Source organism: Arthrobacter sp. B055-34, from assembly GCF_059090425.1.
Genome location: NZ_JBNHFQ010000003.1, coordinates 314107 through 332436 on the forward strand (window position 1 = coordinate 314107; position 18330 = coordinate 332436).

Annotated in this window: 20 protein-coding genes; 10 read left to right on the plus strand and 10 right to left on the minus strand. The window is 63.4% G+C overall.

The window, feature by feature from the left end; translation table 11 throughout:
• Positions 1 to 102: 102 nt before the first annotated feature.
• Positions 103 to 807 (plus strand): TetR/AcrR family transcriptional regulator C-terminal domain-containing protein, encoded by a 705-nt coding sequence (locus tag AC5RWO_RS07355; RefSeq protein WP_498730555.1) that lies wholly within the window; start codon positions 103 to 105, stop codon positions 805 to 807.
• Positions 808 to 941: 134 nt separating this feature from the next.
• On the plus strand, positions 942 to 2183 hold the full coding sequence (locus AC5RWO_RS07360; protein WP_498730556.1) for a S8 family serine peptidase: 1242 nt from the start codon (positions 942 to 944) through the stop codon (positions 2181 to 2183).
• Between the two features lie 86 nt (positions 2184 to 2269).
• Here the strand turns inward: AC5RWO_RS07360 and AC5RWO_RS07365 are convergent, their stop codons facing one another.
• Together AC5RWO_RS07365 and AC5RWO_RS07370 are read right to left on the minus strand one after the other, a co-directional pair.
• Positions 2270 to 3568 carry an alpha/beta hydrolase gene (locus AC5RWO_RS07365; protein ID WP_498730558.1) on the minus strand — a complete coding sequence of 433 codons (1299 nt, stop codon included), beginning with the start codon at positions 3566 to 3568 and terminating at the stop codon, positions 2270 to 2272.
• A 135-nt stretch (positions 3569 to 3703) separates the two neighbouring features.
• Positions 3704 to 4384: an alpha/beta fold hydrolase gene (locus AC5RWO_RS07370; RefSeq protein WP_498730560.1), complete on the minus strand. Its 681-nt coding sequence runs from the start codon at positions 4382 to 4384 to the stop codon at positions 3704 to 3706.
• Between the two features lie 135 nt (positions 4385 to 4519).
• Here AC5RWO_RS07370 and AC5RWO_RS07375 point away from each other — a divergent pair, with 135 nt between their 5' ends.
• Complete coding sequence (locus AC5RWO_RS07375) at positions 4520 to 5704, plus strand: MFS transporter (RefSeq protein ID WP_498730562.1); 1185 nt, start codon at positions 4520 to 4522, stop codon at positions 5702 to 5704.
• A gap of 88 nt (positions 5705 to 5792) precedes the next feature.
• A complete protein-coding gene (locus AC5RWO_RS07380; protein WP_498730564.1) occupies positions 5793 to 6266 on the plus strand; it encodes an SRPBCC family protein in 474 nt (157 codons plus the stop codon).
• A gap of 63 nt (positions 6267 to 6329) precedes the next feature.
• Here the strand turns inward: AC5RWO_RS07380 and AC5RWO_RS07385 are convergent, their stop codons facing one another.
• From AC5RWO_RS07385 to AC5RWO_RS07400, 4 genes are all read right to left on the minus strand, one after another.
• Positions 6330 to 7376: an NAD(P)-dependent alcohol dehydrogenase gene (locus AC5RWO_RS07385; protein WP_498730566.1), complete on the minus strand. Its 1047-nt coding sequence runs from the start codon at positions 7374 to 7376 to the stop codon at positions 6330 to 6332.
• An 80-nt stretch (positions 7377 to 7456) separates the two neighbouring features.
• A complete protein-coding gene (locus AC5RWO_RS07390) occupies positions 7457 to 7918 on the minus strand; it encodes a MerR family transcriptional regulator (protein WP_498730568.1) in 462 nt (153 codons plus the stop codon).
• 57 nt (positions 7919 to 7975) lie between these two features.
• Positions 7976 to 8209, minus strand: a complete 234-nt coding sequence (locus AC5RWO_RS07395) for a hypothetical protein (protein WP_498730570.1) — start codon at positions 8207 to 8209, stop codon at positions 7976 to 7978.
• A gap of 102 nt (positions 8210 to 8311) precedes the next feature.
• On the minus strand, positions 8312 to 9382 hold the full coding sequence (locus tag AC5RWO_RS07400) for an enoyl-CoA hydratase/isomerase family protein (protein ID WP_498730571.1): 1071 nt from the start codon (positions 9380 to 9382) through the stop codon (positions 8312 to 8314).
• 76 nt (positions 9383 to 9458) lie between these two features.
• On the opposite strand from AC5RWO_RS07400, the gene AC5RWO_RS07405 reads away from it, so the two are divergent.
• Complete coding sequence (locus AC5RWO_RS07405; RefSeq protein WP_498730572.1) at positions 9459 to 9740, plus strand: cupin domain-containing protein; 282 nt, start codon at positions 9459 to 9461, stop codon at positions 9738 to 9740.
• Here AC5RWO_RS07405 and AC5RWO_RS07410 read toward each other — a convergent pair.
• A complete protein-coding gene (locus AC5RWO_RS07410; RefSeq protein WP_498730574.1) occupies positions 9733 to 10032 on the minus strand; it encodes an antibiotic biosynthesis monooxygenase family protein in 300 nt (99 codons plus the stop codon). The genes AC5RWO_RS07405 and AC5RWO_RS07410 overlap by 8 nt on opposite strands.
• A gap of 88 nt (positions 10033 to 10120) precedes the next feature.
• Complete coding sequence (locus tag AC5RWO_RS07415) at positions 10121 to 10924, minus strand: MoaF C-terminal domain-containing protein (protein ID WP_498730576.1); 804 nt, start codon at positions 10922 to 10924, stop codon at positions 10121 to 10123.
• Between the two features lie 239 nt (positions 10925 to 11163).
• On the opposite strand from AC5RWO_RS07415, the gene AC5RWO_RS07420 reads away from it, so the two are divergent.
• Positions 11164 to 11775 (plus strand): TetR/AcrR family transcriptional regulator, encoded by a 612-nt coding sequence (locus tag AC5RWO_RS07420; protein ID WP_498730578.1) that lies wholly within the window; start codon positions 11164 to 11166, stop codon positions 11773 to 11775.
• Between the two features lie 48 nt (positions 11776 to 11823).
• On the opposite strand, the gene AC5RWO_RS07425 is transcribed toward AC5RWO_RS07420, so the two are convergent.
• Complete coding sequence (locus AC5RWO_RS07425; RefSeq protein ID WP_498730580.1) at positions 11824 to 12426, minus strand: TetR/AcrR family transcriptional regulator; 603 nt, start codon at positions 12424 to 12426, stop codon at positions 11824 to 11826.
• Between the two features lie 209 nt (positions 12427 to 12635).
• Here AC5RWO_RS07425 and AC5RWO_RS07430 point away from each other — a divergent pair, with 209 nt between their 5' ends.
• The 4 genes from AC5RWO_RS07430 (at position 12636) to AC5RWO_RS07445 (ending at position 17330) form a co-directional block, all read left to right on the plus strand.
• Complete coding sequence (locus tag AC5RWO_RS07430) at positions 12636 to 14138, plus strand: APC family permease (protein WP_498730581.1); 1503 nt, start codon at positions 12636 to 12638, stop codon at positions 14136 to 14138.
• An 18-nt stretch (positions 14139 to 14156) separates the two neighbouring features.
• Positions 14157 to 14492, plus strand: a complete 336-nt coding sequence (locus AC5RWO_RS07435; protein WP_498730583.1) for a cupin domain-containing protein — start codon at positions 14157 to 14159, stop codon at positions 14490 to 14492.
• Between the two features lie 23 nt (positions 14493 to 14515).
• On the plus strand, positions 14516 to 15832 hold the full coding sequence (locus tag AC5RWO_RS07440; protein ID WP_498730585.1) for a flavin monoamine oxidase family protein: 1317 nt from the start codon (positions 14516 to 14518) through the stop codon (positions 15830 to 15832).
• A 61-nt stretch (positions 15833 to 15893) separates the two neighbouring features.
• Positions 15894 to 17330, plus strand: a complete 1437-nt coding sequence (locus AC5RWO_RS07445) for an aldehyde dehydrogenase family protein (protein WP_498730587.1) — start codon at positions 15894 to 15896, stop codon at positions 17328 to 17330.
• 302 nt (positions 17331 to 17632) lie between these two features.
• On the opposite strand, the gene AC5RWO_RS07450 is transcribed toward AC5RWO_RS07445, so the two are convergent.
• A complete protein-coding gene (locus tag AC5RWO_RS07450; RefSeq protein WP_498730588.1) occupies positions 17633 to 18301 on the minus strand; it encodes a DsbA family protein in 669 nt (222 codons plus the stop codon).
• Positions 18302 to 18330 lie beyond the last annotated feature (29 nt).

Below are 18330 nucleotides of genomic sequence, written 5' to 3' on the forward strand. Positions count from 1 at the left end.
GATTCGCCTTTGGTGTACGGCGTACACCTGATGCAACTAAAGGTAGGTGTACGGCGTACACTTGTCAATAGAAATTGGCTGCCTAAAGATAGGGGATTCCAGATGGCTCAGCAGACGGAATCCGTACGCCGCGCTCCCCTGAGCCGGGAACGCGTGCTGAGCGCCGCCGTCGTTCTTGCGGATGAGTCAGGAGTCGAGTCGCTGAGCATGCGGAAGCTCGCTCAGGAGCTGGGCGTGGTGCCAATGGCGCTGTACAAGCACGTCGCAAATAAGGAAGAGCTGCTGGACGGCATGGTCGACGTCATCGTTGGCGAGATCGACACCGGTGCCAGTGGCGGGGATTGGAAGAGCGCGGTCCGGCAGCGGGTCCTCGCCGCGCGGCAGATCCTCCTCCGGCACCCGTGGGCACGCCGGGTGATCGAGTCGCGGACCAACAAGTCACCGGTGGTGCTGGAGTATATGGACTCGATGATCGGGATGTTCCGGGCTGGCGGGTTCTCGGTGGATCTGACCCATCACGTAATGCATGCGCTGGGGAGTCGGATGTGGGGCTTCACGCAGGAAGTGTTCGACGACTCCGCGAATGCCCCGGAGGAAGTGCCTCCGGAGGTGCTCCGTGCGATGGCCGAGAAGTATCCGCATGTCATGGAGATCGCCATGAGGGCGGACCACGACGACGAGTCCGTCGTCGGCCAGGGCTGCGACGACCAGTTCGAGTTCGAGTTCGCGCTGGACCTGCTGTTGGACGGGTTCGAACGCCTGCATGAGCAAGGCTGGGCGTCCCGCAGACGCTCGGCTGAGAGGTAGTCCGGCGCGTCCTCGAGCCCGAAGTATTCCTCCAGGATGAGGCGACAGACCGCCAGCATTTCAAACAGACAGTTCCAAATTGGGGGGGCATGCTTGGGCTATCCAACCAATGGAGACTAGCGCAAGATAGCTTCATGAAAAAAGTCATGTTAGCTAGCTTCGCAGCGGCTGTCATTGGATTTGGCACAGTCACCTTGGCAGCCCCCGGCAATGCAGCATCCGAATCATCACCCGCCACGGGACAAATAATCGTCAAATTCCGCGACACCGGTACTGCCTCTGACGTATTGCGCCAGCATGGCCTCAGCGAGGGCCCAGGTATCGGCAGCACTGGCGCCCGCCTCATCAAGGTACCGGCCGGTAAAGAATCCCAACTCATCCAGGCCTTGGACCGGAACCCGGCGGTTGAGTATGCCGAGCCGGACGAACTCGTTACTGCCGCTACAACTGATGAGTATTTCTCGCGGCAATACGCCGTGCACAACCAGGGTCAGTCGTTCACTAACACTGCCGGGGACCTATCAGTACCCGGGGGCAAAGTGGACGCTGATGTGGATGCCGTCGAAGCGTGGAACGTCACGACGGGTAGCGGCATAAAAGTTGCTGTTCTCGATTCGGGTGTTGCAAGCGACAACCCCGACATCACACCCAAGGTCGTTGCACGAGCCAACTTCAGTAATGGGGCAACCGGTGAAGATAATTACGGTCACGGCACCCACGTCGCCGGCATTGTTGCCGCCGCTCACAACACGGAGGGCGTCGCCGGCGTATGCCCGGACTGCACAATCCTGGATGGCAAAGTCCTTAATGACAGCGGGGTCAGCACTACATCCGGCATCGCAAACGCTCTGAATTGGGCTGTCAGCAATGGGGCCAAGGTCATCAACATGAGCATCGGACAGCGCACCTCATCGCGCACCTTGGAAACTGCCGTCAATAACGCCTGGAACAAAGGTGCTGTGCTGGTTGCCGCAGCTGGCAACACCGGTAGTCAGTCCAAGATCTACCCAGCCGCATATCCGAACGTTATTGCGGTTGCGGCAACAGACAACAAGGACGCGAAGGCATCCTTCTCAACCTACGGGGCCAAGTGGGTGGACGTCGCCGCACCAGGGGTCAATGTCTACTCCACCTTCCCGAACCACGACTTCGTCCTGGCCAAGCAGTACAACCGCTCACGGGGTTACGACGTCGGCAACGGTACATCCATGTCGTCACCGATCGTCGCGGCCGCTGCCGCACTTGCCTGGACCTCACATCCTGGCGCCACCAACACTTCCGTCCGCGCCAATATTGAATCAACCGCCGACAAAATTTCCGGCACTGGCACTCACTGGGCACATGGCCGCGTGAACGCATACAAGGCCACCAAGTAGCCACCAGACCCTTGGTTTCCACTTAGCAGGAAGAAGCAGCCGCGCTGCGCCGTCGACGCGCGCGCCTGCAGGGATAGTACTACTTTTTAGGTCGGTGGCAGGGGTGCGGCCAGCACTTGCGTCCGCACCCAGCCTGCCACAGTCTCCAGCACCTCAGTATCGGTGCGCGCACGGATCTGCCGCTTGTAGTCACTGAGCATCGGCGTCCGCGGATCCCGGCGGAGCAGGTGCGTCAGGTCAGGAATGCACTTGGTTTCCACCGGTCCCGGAACAGTGCTGGCGATGATCTCCAGGTCGGCGGGGTTGACTTGCAGGTCCTTTCCGCCGCTGATGGCCAGTACAGGCATGTCCAGTTGCTTAAGGAGGGGCAGCGGATCGAATTGGAGGAACTCGCGCATCCAGCGGGCGTTCATCCGCCGGCCCTGCATCCGCAGCACGTCCTGACCCGAGGCGTGGAGTTTCTCCATGGACTTCCGCTGCTGCTTGGCCAGATCGGTGCGCAGCAGTTTTAGCACCACCCGCGGGAAGACAGGCAGCGCACCGGCGATCTGCCCGACCTGCCACTGCGAAGTTTCCTGGCCACTGTGGGCCGATGCCGAGAGCAGGACGACGCCGGCAACCCGCTCCCGCTGGCGCGCGGCGAGCGCGGTGGCGTGAAAGGCACCTTCGCTGTGGCCAACCACGAAGACCGACAAGTCCGGCGAGCGCCGGGCGACCATCTTGAGGGCCGCCGCGGCGTCGTCGTAATTATTGTGGAAGCCCGCTGCGAGAAAGGATCCCTCGGACGCGCCGACGCCCCGCTTGTCGTAGCCGAAAGAAGCGATGCCCTCCAGCGTCAGCGCCTCGGCCAGATCACGGGTGACGCCCAGCGGCATCCGGCGGTGGTCCGAGTTCCGGTCAACTTCGCCGGACCCGGGGAGCAAGAGGGCGAGGCCCTTCACAGATCCGGTTGCGGGGAGGGTCCAGGTTCCGGCGAGGTTCAGGCCGTCCGACTGGAAGGTGGCGCCTTCAAGAACCGGCGCCCCACTCTCACCCAAACCGGCTGCCTCCCGCACCTGCCAGGCTGCGTCTTCGACATCCTCGACCTCGACGACGACACGGCGGTACTTCTGGCCCTTCAGCGTCAGCTGGACGGCTGGCTTTCCCTGATGGACGACGGCGAAGGTGTTCCCCCGGGATCCGCGCCAGGTGCCGATGCGCACGCGGCCGGGAAGTGCCAGGCCCGGCGCCCGTATGCCGGTGACTCCGGTGAAGCCGTCCTTCAGGACCAGCACGTCCTCCACCGCAGTGGCCGGTATGTTCAGATCCGGCAGCAGACCGGCGACCTTCTCCCCTCTGCTCAGCTCCACGCGGACAACTCCATCGCTGACGACCAACCGCGTCATTGTCTCTCCCCCAAGCACTTGCAACTGGTGTGTACAGAAACATACGTCATATCCGCACGATCGCCGGAGCCGGTGTCCTGACAGCAGTTGAGGAACATCGCGTCAGGGGCAGGCGGAGGACCGGCCCCCGCGTGTTCAGGCGCCGAGGTAGCTCTCCAGCTGGTCACTCAGCTCCTTGGGATGGCTGAGGGCGACGCAGTGGCAGCCGGGGATCTCGTCCGGAACGACGCCCAATCTCTTGGGTGCGAGCCGGCGGAAGAAGTCGGCGGGAAAGATGTGGTCATCCTTGCACAGGATGAACTTCGTTGGCACCTCCGGATGGGCTTTGAGCGGCCAGGGCGTGGCTTGGGTGGCGTCCGACTGGCCTCGCTCATAGCTCAGCGCTTCCTCGGCCAGCTCGCGCTGGACGCCGTTGTAGAAGCTGATGAACGGGTCCTCGTTGCCGGTCAACCCGCCGTCCTTAGCGGCCTGCTCTCTGGCAGCCTCGGCGTAGCCGGTGTTGGCCCACCAGTCCGCGGGCCGCTCGCGAGGCGCCAGGATCATCCCTGCCAGATAGACCAGCACCTTGACCTGTAGCTGGTCGGCGATCAGCGGCGCGGTGACTCCCCCGAAAGAATGGCCGACAACCACCAGGTCCTGGCGACCGCCGATCTCCTGAGCCACGACGTCCGCGGTCTCTTTCAGGCCCTTAGTCTCATCCTCGCAAGGCAGATCGGGGGCGAGCACGTCATGCCCGCGGGCACGCAGCTCGGCTTCCACCAGATGCCAGTACCAGCCGACGTCGCCGGCGCCGTGAATCAGTACGAAGTTGGCCATTTCTACACAATTCTCCTGGGTCAGGTGTGCACATTATTGCAGCCTGCCGCTCAAACGGCCACTGCCTGAAAAGGGACTCACCCCTGCTAATGTCAGCTACCGGAGCAGGCCCGACGACAAGGAACCAGTAAACAGATGATGGCGCACGCATCCGGTTCCGTTGGAAAGTCCGGCAAGCCGCGGGCACGCGTGCCCGACTCGGTCCTGCGATCCATCGGCTTCCTCTCGTTCTTCGACCGCTTTGCCACCCCGCCCATGCTGGTTGTGCTCGCAGAGCGGACAGAAATGTCCCTCGGCCAGGCCGTCCAACTCGTGGCAGCCTACGCCTTGCTCTATGCAGTTGGGCAGCCGCTGTGGGGTTTCTTCAGTGACCGGTTCGGCCGCATGGCCGTCCTGCGCACGGCGCTGGCGGGCGTCCTGGTCGGCGCGTTGGCGAGCACGTTGTTCAGCGCCTACCTCCCGCTCCTCCTGGCCCGGGCCTTCACCGGCCTCATGGCGGGGGCGTTGTATCCCACGCTGTTGACCATCCTTGGCGATACCCGGACCGGGATTGAGCGAGCCCGCGGCCTATCCGACCTGCAAATCTACTCGTCGCTGGGAACCACCATCGCCACCCTCGCAGCGGGAACGTTGGCCGCCGTGCTTGATTGGCGGCTGGTCTTCGCATTGCCGGCTCTTGGCTGCCTGGTCCTGCTGATCTGGCTTCGCGGGGTGGCGGGCGATGGATCGGCGCACTGCGGTGGCGCCAATTTCCGCCTGGCGTTTTCCGGCTCCGCCCTTGGGGTTTACGGTCTGGCAGCCTTGGAAGGCGCGGTGCTGATGGGCATCCTGACCTACTTCGTCCCGGCGCTGCAGAACGCCGGCATCGGGGTCACCTTGGCGGGCATCCTCGCCGCCGGCTACGGCATCGGGGTCATCCTTGGTGCCCGCCTGATGCGGCGCCTGGTCCGCCATTTCAGCCGCACTCGACTCATGGCCCTCGGCGGACTGGTCCTCGTCGTCGCCTACCTGACCTCTTCCTTGTCGCAACTGCCCGCGGCGCTGACCGCGACCGCGCTGCTGGTCGGCGCATCCAACGCCATCCTGCACTCCTCCATGCAAGGCTGGGCCACCGACGTCGCCCCGCAGGCCCGCGCCACGAGCGTGTCCCTGTTTGCCTTCTCGCTGTTCCTGGGCAGCTCGCTGTTCACCTTTTTCACCGCCGGTCTGGCGGACGAGAGGCGCTACGGCAGCATCTTCAACCTCGGTTTGATCGTCAGTATCGTCCTCGTGGCGGCCGCCTGCTGGGGTCACGCCATCTGGAAGCGCAAGCACCCCTAGCGCCGGCGAAACGCTCGGCCCCTCCCAGCCTCGATTCCGGCACGCCCCGCCCCGGTCCCAGCAGGCCAGCGGGCTTTACGATGGAACCATGTCACACACTGACAAGGCCTCCCGCGTTGTTGCGGCGCCGCCTGAACGAGTCTTCTCTGCTCTAATCGACCCGGATTCGCTCACGGCCTGGCTGCCGCCGGAGGGCATGAGCGGCAGCTTCGAACGGTTCGACCCCCGGCCGGGCGGCTCCTACCGCTTGGTCCTCACCTATACGGACCCATCGACGGCAGCAGGCAAGGCCACGAGTGACACGGACGTCGTCGAGGCACGTTTCGTCGAGATCGTTCCGGGCGTCCGGGTTGTCCAGGCGGTCGACTTCGAATCAGATGATCCCGCCTATGCCGGAACGATGACGATGACGTGGGAAGTCGCGCCGGTGGCCGCCGGAACGCGGGTGGATATCCGCGCCGACGATGTCCCTGCCGGCATTTCCGCCGAAGACCATGCTGCCGGCCTGGCCTCGTCGCTGGCGAACCTGGAGACCTACCTGGAGCGGCAGCAAGGCCGTTAAGCGGAATCCTCAGGAGCGTGGCGAGCCAGATAGGATCGCCACGCTCCCTGTTAAGCCGCTGCGTTATACAAGGGTGGCGGTGTCGATGACGAAGCGGTAGCGCACGTCCGAGGAGAGGACGCGCTCATAGGCGTCGTTGATCTTATCGGCGGAGATGAGTTCGATCTCGGCCCCGATTCCGTGTTCGGCGCAAAAGTTGAGCATTTCCTGGGTTTCGGGGATGCCGCCGATCATGGAGCCTGCGAACGACCTGCGCCCGCCGATGAGCGCCATGGCGTTGACCGGCAGCGGCTCCGCGGGTGCGCCGACGTTGACCATGGCGCCGTCCACGGTCAGCAGCCCCAGGAAAGCGCTGATGTCGATCGACGCGCTGACGGTGTTGATGATGAGGTCGAAGTAGCCTGCCAGTTCGGTGAAGGTGGTCTCGTCGCTCGTCGCGTAGTAGCGGTCCGCGCCGAGGCGGAGGCCGTCTTCCTGCTTCTTGAGGGACTGCGAGAGGACAGTTACTTCCGCGCCCATGGCGTGGGCGAGTTGGACGGCCATGTGGCCGAGTCCGCCGAGGCCGACGACGGCGACCTTCTTGTCCGGGCCGGCGCCCCAGCGGTTCAGGGGCGAGTAGGTTGTGATGCCCGCGCAGAGCAGCGGGGCGGCGACGTCGAGTTCGATGCCGTCGGGGATGCGGAGCACAAAGTCCTCGGTAACGACTACATGGGTGGAGTATCCCCCCTGCGTGATGGTTCCGTCGCGGTCGGTCACGCCGTAGGTTCCCACCATGCCGTTGAGGCAGTACTGCTCATCGCCGGCCGTGCAGTTTCTGCACTCGCCGCAGGAGTTGACCATGCAGCCGACGCCGACCCGGTCACCGACGGCGTGCTTTGTCACCTCGGATCCGACCTCGGTGACGATGCCGGCGATCTCGTGGCCGGGAACCAGCGGGAAGGCCTGCGGTCCCCACTCGCCGCGGACGGTGTGGATGTCCGAGTGGCAGATGCCCGCATACTTGATCTCAATCAGGACGTCGTGCGGTCCGACGTCGCGGCGTGCGATGGTCGTGGGAACGAGGTCCTCGGTGGCAGACGGGGCAGCGTAGGCGTGGGAAATGGTGGTCATGTGTTTGCTCCTTTTAGGGGGCTGATTCGGGCACGCCGGATCGGCGGACCATGGGGTCCGCGAATTGAGGGGCGTGTTGTTTACTGTTTCCTGGTTTTCTTGAGGTCTTCGGCCAGCGTGCGTGCCTCGTCCGAGAGCCTTTCGGCCTTGGCGCCGTCACCGTCGTGGACAGCCTGCCAGTAGTCGATTTTCAGCGCTACGTACCGTTTGCGCAGGGCGATGGACCTCGCTTCGTCCTCCAGCTGCTCCTGCTGCGCCTTCAACAACGCGATCTGCTCCGGGGCAGCGGCCGGCCCGAGGGCTCCGTTTGCGAGGTAGCGGCGCATGTCGGCGACCGACATACCCGTCGCGCTGAGGCATGACACCCACGTCAAAAGGTCCAGGTCGTCGTCCGTGTAGACGCGGTGCTTGCTGCTCTCGCCGCGACGGATCGGGGTAATGACACCGATGGATTCGTAGTAGCGCAGGGTGCTGGCCGGCAGCCCGGTCAGGGCCGCTGCCTCCTTGATCGAGTAGGTGTGCCGGATGATTGGTGCGCTCACAACATCAACGATAGGAACTTCAAGTACTTGAAGACAAGTGGCCGCAACCGCGGCCGCTTACTCCAGCGTGGTGAAGTACCACTGGCCGTTCGATTCCGTGCAGTCCCGGAGGAGCGTGGTGCCTTCTTCGTTGAGCACGGTCCATTGCTTCCATTTGCAGTGGACGTAGGTGGGCTCCCAATACACGTAGTTCATGCCGGCTGCATGGGCCGCGGCAACACCCAGGGCGGCGAGGCCAGTGGCCACGGTGGTGGCAGCGATTGCACGTTTCAGTAGGGTCCGAGTGGACATGGTACTCCGTTCCTCATCGGCAGCGGGCTGAGTCCCGACCGCCTCCCTACTAGATCACGTTTTGATAACGACGGCGAATGCTTTGCTCCCGCTGCCCGCTGATTACGCCTTTGTTCGGCCGGCCGGTAGGTGCGCAGAACTGAGTCCAAGTTCGTCCTCGCCGAGGTCAGCAAAGTAGGACTCCACCGTCTCGCGGTCCACCTCGGCCAAGGTGGCGGGCTTCCACATCGGGTTGCGGTCCTTGTCGATGACCTGGGCGCGGACCCCTTCGGCAAAGTCCGGCGCTGCGAGCAGGCGGATGCCCAGGCGGTAGTCCTGGTCCAGCACTTCCTCAAGCGTGCCCATCCCGCGGGCCCGGCGCAACGCTTCGAGCGTGAGTTTCACGGAGGTCGGCGATTTGGCGGCGAGCTCCGCGGCTGCCTCCCGGGCGTTGGGTTCGCCGGATTCCTGCAGCGCGGCGAGGATCTCTTCGGCGTCGTCGTACGCGTAGCAAGCGTCGATCCAGAGCCGCTCCTTTTCAAGGCCCGACGGCGGCACCTCCTGGTGCGCGAACCTCGCGATAGCTTCTTCCGCGGGGGTTTCGGCGAGCGCCGTCGACAACTCCGGCAGGTCGGCGCTGTCGACGTAGTAGTCGGCCAGGCCCAGCAGGATGGCGTCCGCCCCGTTACCGGTCCCGGCGGTGAGACCCAGGTGGGTGCCCAGCTCCCCCGGCGCCCTTGAGTACAGGAAGCAGCCCCCGACGTCGGGAATGAAGCCGATGCGCGTTTCCGGCATACCGACTGTGGTCCGCTCGGTCACCACACGGTGCGAGGCGTGGGCGGAGAGACCGATGCCGCCGCCGAGTACCACGCCGTCCATCAGCGCGACCATCGGCTTGGGGTAGCGCGAGATCAGCGAGTTCATCCGGTACTCGTCTTCCCAGAACACTTCCTTCTCCGCGCCGGCCTGGATGTGGCGGTAGATCGCGACGATGTCTCCGCCGGCGCACAGCCCGCGCTCACCCGCACCCGAGAGCAGGACGGTTTCGACGTCGTCGTCCGTTGCCCACTCCTGGAGCGCGGCCGTGATCGCGGTGATCATCGTGTCATTGAGCGCGTTGATGGCCTTGGGCCGGTTCAGGATGATGTGCCCGAGGCGGCCGGCACGCTGCAGCAGAATCTCATTGGTGTCCATCAACCACAGCCTAGCCGGATAGGTTGGATCTAGTCCGGCTAGGTTGGAAGTTGCACGGGAAAATTTGGAGGACAGATTGCGCAGCAAGGCCACCGCCACGGTCCAGATCGACAACGAGCAGTTCCGCGTCACCGAGTGGAGGTTCCAGCCCGGGACGGAGACGGGCTGGCACCGGCACGAGCTGGACTACGTCGTCGTGCCGATGACAACCGGGGAGCTGCAACTGCAGACTAACGACGGCGACTCCGTGAACCAACTGACCGCCGGGCAGTCCTATACAAGGGCCGCGGGCAGCGAGCACAACGTGGTGAACCCGGGGCCGGGCGAATTTGTCTTCGTGGAGGTCGAGGCTAAGTAGCCGTGACGACCAGCGAGTAGTGCTCCACGACGGGGAACGGCTCGTAGAAGTGGTGCAGCAGTTTCTTCCACTGCTGGTACTCAGAGGATCCGCGGAAGCCCTCGGTATGGTCTTCAAGCCGGTCCCATTCGACCAGCAGCAAGTACTTGCCGTCCTGCTCGATGCACCGGGACAGTGAGAGCCCGCCAAAGCCCGGCATGCCGGAGATGATGGCCGAAGCCTCCCGAAAGGCCGCTTCGAAAGCCGCTTCCTGGCCTGGACGGACCGGCAACAGCGCGTGTTCAGTAATCACAGCCCAATCATTGCAGGCGTTTCACTCGTTCATGTCACGGCGCGCGGTACGGGGATGTCCGGACTGACACCACACATCCCCGTCCTGGTTAATCCTTCTCGGTGTCCTGTGGATATTCCGTGACGTTCAGAACGCTGAGCCGGGAGTTGAAGGGCAGAGTCATCGATTCTCCGGTGATCTCCTCCCAGCCGAACATCCGGCCAATGGAGCGCTGCTCTCGTAGGTCAACGAGCAGCACTGCTTCGACGGGCATAACCTTTTCCGTCCAGAAGAAAATGAAGAGGTCCTCCGCCGCTTCCCATGTCATGCACCGGTCCGTATCGGCCAGCCCCGTCTCGCCGCCCCGGATGCAGTGCCACGTAAAGGTGCCCCGGTTAAGGTAGATATGTTCGTACGATTCGACGTCGCTGTAGCGGTAGAAAACCCGTTTACCCACCAAAGCGGAGGAGCGTTCGTGACGCACCGGCGAGCCGAGAGTGTTCGTCTGGCTGAACTCGGTGACGGTCCGGGTCCTGCCGTCCACAGTGACGAAACGGGACGCACCCATGGTCACGGCCCCGGTGTTGCGATCCCAGATGACGGTGACGTTCTCGGCATCGGCTCCCTCACCTCGAATGAAATCGATGATGAAGATTCCGGACCGCGCCTCGATGGCTTTGTAGCCAGCCGTTCCCCATGCCTTCTCCTCCGTGCCTTCGACGGCCCAGGTCAGAGAAGAATCGTTTCGGAAGACGTACTCGGCGATCGGGCCAGCATCTGACGGAATGCGCAGAGTGACGCCAGCCAGTGCAGTGGAGGCAGGCAAGGTCTGGTCTCCAAAGCCGTCCAGCATGACCGAAATAGGCGGCCACTGATTTTCGGGAATGTAGTCCTGAATATCCGATGAAGTCATGTCGAGGCTCCTTTGCTGTTTGTGTGGGTCACCGGGCCTCGGAAAGAGGTGGAAGTCAGACGGTTTTCACGGCGGAGCTGACTGAGGATTTTGCGTCCACAGACTGCTCTGATCCAAGGAAGATGTGCCAGCGCTTGCTACGGGCAGTGATCCCGGCGACAGCACGAAACTATACGTTTGTTTAGTTTGAGCTGTCAACGCTTCCTCGGCAGTAGGTTGCAAAGAGCTAGAATCGGGCCATGAGTGAGTCTTCTAGCCGCTTGCCGTATGGGGACGGGCGCGACGCCCTATTGGCAGCGGTTGTCGACATCGTGGCGCAGAAAGGTCTGCGGGGTGTAACCTACCGTGCCGTTGCAGCCAGGGCAGGCGTAAACCATACGCTGGTCTCACACCACTTCGGTTCACTTGAGGGGCTTCTCGCTGCGACGATGGAGTGGGCCATTGAGCGCTCCATCAAGGAGACCGGCCTGGAAAGAATTGCGGACTTTGATGAGAACTTCGCCGATTCCCTCATCGAAACGGTGTCCGCAGAACCAGAATTGCAGCTGTTCCAGTTCGAAATGCTCCTCGAATCCAGACGCAACACCGAGGTGCGCTCAATGGTCGAGCGGTTATACGCGAACTACATCAGCACAGTTGAAGCCGCACTACTGCAACGGGGGTTCGACACAGGCGACGAAGCCTCCCTGGCGATCTTTGCTGCGATGGACGGCCTTATGCTCCAATTCCTGACCATCGGCGATGCTAAGAAAATCAGGGCGGCGGTGATCCGGGTAGGCAGACTTTTCTCCACTCTGCCAGTTTCAAACGGCAGCGATGGCGACGCTATGCACCCAACTGCCACACCCTGAAAAGTGGCCGAAAAACCACATTTCACGGCCCCAGCGTCAGCTTCACCCTTATCCGGAGAGGTGATTTTCCTCGAGCAGCGGGGGCGGCGACACGGGCTGGCCCTCCAGCAACTCCCCTACTCTGACAATCGCATCACGGATCGAATCCGTGTCCGCCACTGTCAGTTGCTGAAGGACCAGTCCGTCCAAGGCTGCGAAAATGGCCCGGGCCAGAGGCTCCGTGTCCTGATAACCGTGCCTTCGAAGTGCCTGTTGCATCGATTCGACGTAGCTGTCGTAAAGCTTGACAGCTGCCGGCCGGAGCTCGGGTTTGCGGCGGGATTCCAGGATCATTTCGTATTGGAACAGCTGTAGTTCAGGCTCCGACTGCACGAGTTCCACCAACGCCTGCGCGAACTCAACGTTGACTTCCTCCGTGGCGGAGAGGTCGCTTAGCCGGATGGAGCGGGCGGAGGCCCATTCCATGGCGGCTTCCAGGAGAGCGCCCCGGGAGCCGAAGTGATGCGAAATCAGGGTGTTGTTTACCCCTGCATAATCCGCCACCGCTCGGTACGTCAGCCCGCGTAGCCCCTTTTCCGCGACCACTGCCACCACAGCGGCCAGCAAGGCGTCCCGCCCGTCACCGTATTTGTGTGCTCGTCCGTTGGCCATGAAGCGAGTTTATCCAACCTCGCACCGGGCCCGGGCCAAGTCTCCGCGTCGAACACTGCTGTTCGTCGTCGGAAATTTAAAGGCCTCCAGGGCTTGACGGACAGAACTAAGCAGATGCATAGTTCTTACTACGTGCTTTAGCTCACACACCTGCTTCCTTCCCTCCTCCTTCGAATGCTTCGCGGCGTTACTTCCCGAAAGGTCCTGTGATGACCGACCACACCACACCTGCTGCAGCCGTTCCTGCAGCAGAACCGTCATCCCTGCATAAAACCCTCCGTTGGCAGGATGCGTTCGCGCTTGCCATGGCCGTCTCCGGCGGCTTGTTCGTCTCCTTCGGCGCAACGATGGCGGCCATCGGTGCCCTGTCCGCCCTGTTCATTTGGGCGCTGGCAGCAGGAATCGGCTGGCTGCAAAACAACCTCTTTGCCGAAATGGCGTCCATGTTCCCCAACAAGCCGGGCGGCGTTCCCGTCTACGCACACGAGGCGTGGAAGGAGCGCTTCGCACCCGCCGGTGCCTTGGCCACCTTCGGCTACTGGTTCGGCTGGTCCGCGGTCATTTCCGTGGTCAGTTTCACAGCCGGTGCGATCATCCAGGCGCGTTGGTTCCCGGACCAGATCTGGGTACTGAACCTGGGCATCGCCCAGATCGGACTGAGCCAGCTGTTGGGAATCGGCCTGATCGTGGCCATCATGGTCCCGAACCTCTTCGGCGCGCAGCCGGCAGCATGGGTGAACAAACTCCTCGGCGCACTGCTGGTCATTCCGCTGCTGATCTTCGTCGTCTCGCCCATCATCAGCGGCAACTGGCAGTTCGAGAACCTCACTTGGGGCCTCGGCGGCGAGGGCACCGACCACTGGGGCGGCTGGCAGGACGCTATTGTCTGGCTGTATCTGGTGGGCTGGACCGCCTACGGCACCGAAATGTGCGCCGCCTTCACCCCTGAATACAAGTCCCGCAAGGACGCCAAGCGCGCGCTGTCCGCATCGGGCGCCTACACCTTCGCGATGTTTGCCCTGGTTCCGCTCGGTGTTGGCGGCTTGGTTTCGCGTGAAGACGCTGCGGCCGATGTCGGAGGCGTCTTCGTCAACGCCTTCGCCAGCGTCCTGCCGGCTGGCCCCGTCGCCGACATCATGCTGATCATTTCCATCGGCGCACTGCTCATGGGAGTCAATGCCAGCATGGCCGACGGTTCGCGTGCACTGTATGGGGCAGCACTGGACGGGCTGGTTCCCCGGCAGTTCGAGAAGCTCAACAAGCACCAGGTACCTGCCCGGGCAATCCTGACCGCCGTGGTCATGAACATCCTCTTGATCATCTTCGTCTCGAATCCGATCTCGATCCTCGTGGCAGCGAACCTCGGCTACCTGGTGGCAATCCTGCTGGCAGTCAGCGGCTTCATCATTCTGCGCAAGGACCATCCCGACATGCCACGCCGCTTCCGCGCTGGCAAGACCGCGATGCCGCTGGCCATCACCCTGACGATCTACGGCGCCGTCGTCCTGGTGGTCGGTTCACTATCCTCCGAGCTCACCGGCTACGGCGGACCGCTGGAACTCTCCATCGGCGTCGGCATCCTGCTGCTCTCGCTGGTCCTCTACGTCATCCGCCGCCGCGGCCAGGAACAACTGCCGTTGCTGCGCGAACCGCGGCGCACCGAGTATCCGACTGCCGCCGACCCCGTATCCACCACCGAACCAACCAACTAAATCCACCAGGAGATCACCATGACCGCACCTGTTTTCCACACCGACCACGTCGAAACCCAGTACGAGCCGTTCGAGGTCGGCCAGGTCCAGTGGCTGCGCCGCAACGGCGACGGCGGCAACGAGGCCCTCGCATCCGGCATCTGGCATGTCACCCCGGCAGATGCCCCGGAACCGTTCGACCTGCCCATCGAAGAAGACGAGACCATCTACATAGTCTCCGGCCACCTCCACATCGAAGTCCTCGACGGCGACACCTTCGATCTGACGGCCGGCAGCATGGCCTCCTTCTCCAAGGGAGCCAAGACCCGCTGGACCGTGGTCGAGCCTACCGTCGAATTCTTCGTCTACAGCTGAGCCGGACCGAAAAGAGGACAATCATGAGCACTACCACCGACGTCATTGTCATCGGTGCCGGATTTTCCGGCCTCACCGCGGCGCGCGAACTCACCCAACAGGGACGAACCGTCAAGATCCTCGAAGCCCGCGACCGGATCGCAGGCCGCACTTGGGTGGAGAACCGGATGGGCCGCAACCTTGAGCTCGGCGGCACCTGGGTCCACTGGGTCCAGCCCCATGTGTGGGCCGAGATGACCCGTTACGGCATCGGCGTTATCGCCGGGCCGGAGTTCGAAAAGGCCTACTGGTGGGCGGACGGGCAGCGGCATGAAGGGCCAGCCGAACGCGTGCTGGAAATCATCGACCAGCCCAACAAGCGTCTGCTCGAACAGACGCGCGAGCTCATCCCGCTGCCGTACCAGCCGCTGACCAATCCGGCTGTCAAGGGCGTGGACCATGAAAGTGTCGCCGCACGGATCGACGCTCTCGAGCTGGATGAGGAAGCCCGCCAACTCCTGCGCACCTTCTGGTCGCTGAACTTCAACGGCAAGATCGAGGATGCCGCATTCACCCAGGCGCTTCGCTGGTGCTCGGCCGCCAGCGGCGACTGGATGCTCATGTTCGAAGCCTGCGCCACCTACAAGGTCCAGGGCGGAACAGTGGCGCTGGCCGAGGCGATCCTCGCCGACACCAGCGCGGACCTGTACCTCAATACAGCCGTCAGACGAGTCGAGCAAAACAACGACGGCGTCACCGTCACCACCGCTGATGGGGCAACCCATTCCGCGAAGGCCGTGATCGTGACGTTGCCGTTGAATGCCCTGGACACGGTCGAGTTCTTTCCCGCGCTCTCTCAAGGCAAGCAGGCAGCCGCTTCTCGGGGCCAGGCCGGTCTCGGCGCGAAAGTGTGGATCAAGGTTAAGGGCAAGTGGGACCGGTTTGTGGCCTTCGGCGCGGAGGACTGGCCGATCAATTTTGTTCAGTCGGAGTACTTTGACGAGGACACAACCACCCTGGTGGCCTTCGGCCCCGACGGAAACGCCGTTGACGTCGAAGACAAAGACGCGGCCCAGGCCGTACTCGAGAAGCTCGTTCCCGGCATTGAGGTCCTTGAAATCACCGGCCACTCCTGGGTCGGCGACGAATTCGCCAAGTCCACCTGGCCCATGCACTACACCGGCTTCCTGTCCGAAAGCCTCGAGGAAATGCAGCGCCCCGAAGGAAACGTCTTCCTAGCCGGCTCCGACTATGCCAACGGCTGGGGCGGCTTCATCGACGGTGCCATCGAGAGCGGTCTGACAACAGCCCGCGACGTCGCAGCAAAACTCGATCAGGGCGAGGAACAAGACTCGCCGTGAAGCCCCGGACCCTCCCCGGTAGGCAACTCCTGCCAACCCAACACGATCACCGGAGAACACTATGACCGCCGATTCCACCGTGCAGACAAGCTATGCCACCACATCCCATCTGCTCGCCGCCATCCAGCCCGTCGATGGCGGGCGCGAGATCTTCGACCCCGCCACGGGCGATATTGTCGGATCCGCCCCTGTCCACACTGCGGCTGACCTGGATGCCGCCGTCACAGCCGCCCGCGCCGCGCAGCCGGAGTGGGCTGCGCTGGGCCACGAGAAGCGCAGCGAGTACCTGAACCAGGCAGCGGACGCCATCGAGGCATCAGCCGAGGCGCTCGCCGAGCTGCTCTCGCGAGAACAGGGCAAGCCGCTGAACGGACCCAACGCCCGTTTCGAGGTCGGTGCGTGCGCCGCCTGGCTGCGCGCCACGGCGTCGTTCGCCCTGGAGCCCGAGGTCGTGGTGGACGACGGCGAAAGCCATGCCGAGGTGCACTACCGCCCGCTCGGCGTCGTCGGCGCGATCGGCCCGTGGAACTGGCCCATGATGATCAGCGTCTGGCAGCTCGCGCCCTCGCTGCGGATGGGCAACACCGTGGTGATTAAGCCCTCCGAATACACGCCGCTGAGCGTGCTGGCACTGGCCGCGGTGATCAACCAGGTCCTGCCGGCGGACCTGCTGCACGTGGTTTCCGGCGGCCGCGAGGTCGGCGAGGCGCTGGCCTCCCACCCGGAAATCGACAAGGTGATGTTCACCGGCTCCACCGCCACGGGCAAAGCCATCATCCGCTCCTCCGCGGACACCGTGAAGCGGCTGACCCTGGAACTCGGCGGCAACGACGCGGGCATCGTGCTCGAGGACGCGGACCCGAAGGCCATCGCGCAGGACCTGTTCTGGGGCGCGTTCATCAACACCGGCCAGACCTGCGCCGCGCTCAAGCGCCTCTACGTCCACGACTCGCTCTACGACCAGGTCTGCGAGGAACTGGTCCAGGTCGCCCGGAACATGCCGATGGGCGTGGGGCTGGACGAAAACAACGTGCTCGGCCCGCTGCAGAACAAGGCCCAGTTCGACATCGTCGCGGACCTGGTCCAGCAGGCGAAGGACAGCGGCGCCAAGGTCCTCACCGGCGGCAACCCCGAGCCCGGCCAGCCCGGCTACTTCTACCCGACCACCCTCGTCGCCGAAATCGACAACGACAACCCGCTGGTGGCCCAGGAACAGTTCGGCCCGGCCCTGCCGATCATCCGCTACAACACCGTCGACGAAGCAGTGACCATGGCCAACGGACTCGACGTCGGACTCGGCGCCTCGGTCTGGTCCTCCGACCCGGCCAAGGCCCGCGAAGTCGCCGCACGGATCGAGGCCGGCACGGTCTGGATCAACAAGCACGGCGCCGTTGACCCCCGCGTCCCCTTCGGCGGCGCCAAGCAATCCGGCTACGGCCTCGAATTCGGCATCGCCGGCCTCAAGGCCCTGGGCACCCCGCAGGTGATCAGCCAGTAGCTAAGCCGACGGACGCGCGTCCCGGTTCCCGCTGCCCTGTTGCTGGAGCGGACGTTCGTTGCCTCTCGCGCGGCTTCCGTACCCAGGCTTCCCCCTGCCACCCTCAGTTTTGGGACGCTTTGGGGATTGAAAACCCCTCCAATTGAGTGTTCGGGTTTTTACAAGCCGGGCCGGTAAGACTTTGTCTGTCTTGATCGCCGGGAAGATGACCCTGGGCCAACGATCAAGCTCCGGTGCCCGGCCGTATCCCCCAACCGCAGCCGGGCACCGGTACCTATTCCGGTGCAGAGAACGATCGCCGGCTAGTTGGCGATGGCGTCCTTCACGAGTTGTTCGAATTCTTCGAGACTGGAGGGTTCGATGAGCTCGCCGTCGAGGAAGAAGGTCGGCGTGCCGGAAACGCCGAGGGCGGTGCCGTCATTCTTGTCCTGCTCGATGCGGGCGGCGGTAGCAGGATCGGCTACGGCGTCGTCGTAAGCCGCCAGATCGAGACCGAGGTCCTCGGCGTAGCCGCGGAACGTCGCTGCCCGGGAGTCCGCGGAGTGCGACCACTCTTTCTGGGTTTCGAACATCCGGTGGTACATGTCCTCGAATTTGCCCTGCTGGGCGGCTGCTTCCACGGCAAGGGCCGCGTTCATGGAATTCGGATGGCCGGCCAGGGGGAAGTAGCGGCTGACGATGGTCAGTTCACCCTCGTATTTGTGGCGCAGCTCCTCGATGAACGGATAAGCGGCGAGACAGGATTCACATTCAAAGTCCAGGAACTCAACCAGGACCGCCTTTTCGTCCTCGGCTGCGGATAACCGGTGGCTGTCGCTGCGCACTACCTCGGAGGCTGCAGCCGGGGGTGTTTGCGTAGCGGCGTCCTTGGTGTTGATGAGGGCCACGATGCCGATAACCGCCACCACGGTGGCGACGATGATGCCGATGGCGATCTTGTTGGGCAGGCTGATGGTGGACTTGGCTGTCACGGGGTTGTTCCTTTTAGTTGCGCGAGCTT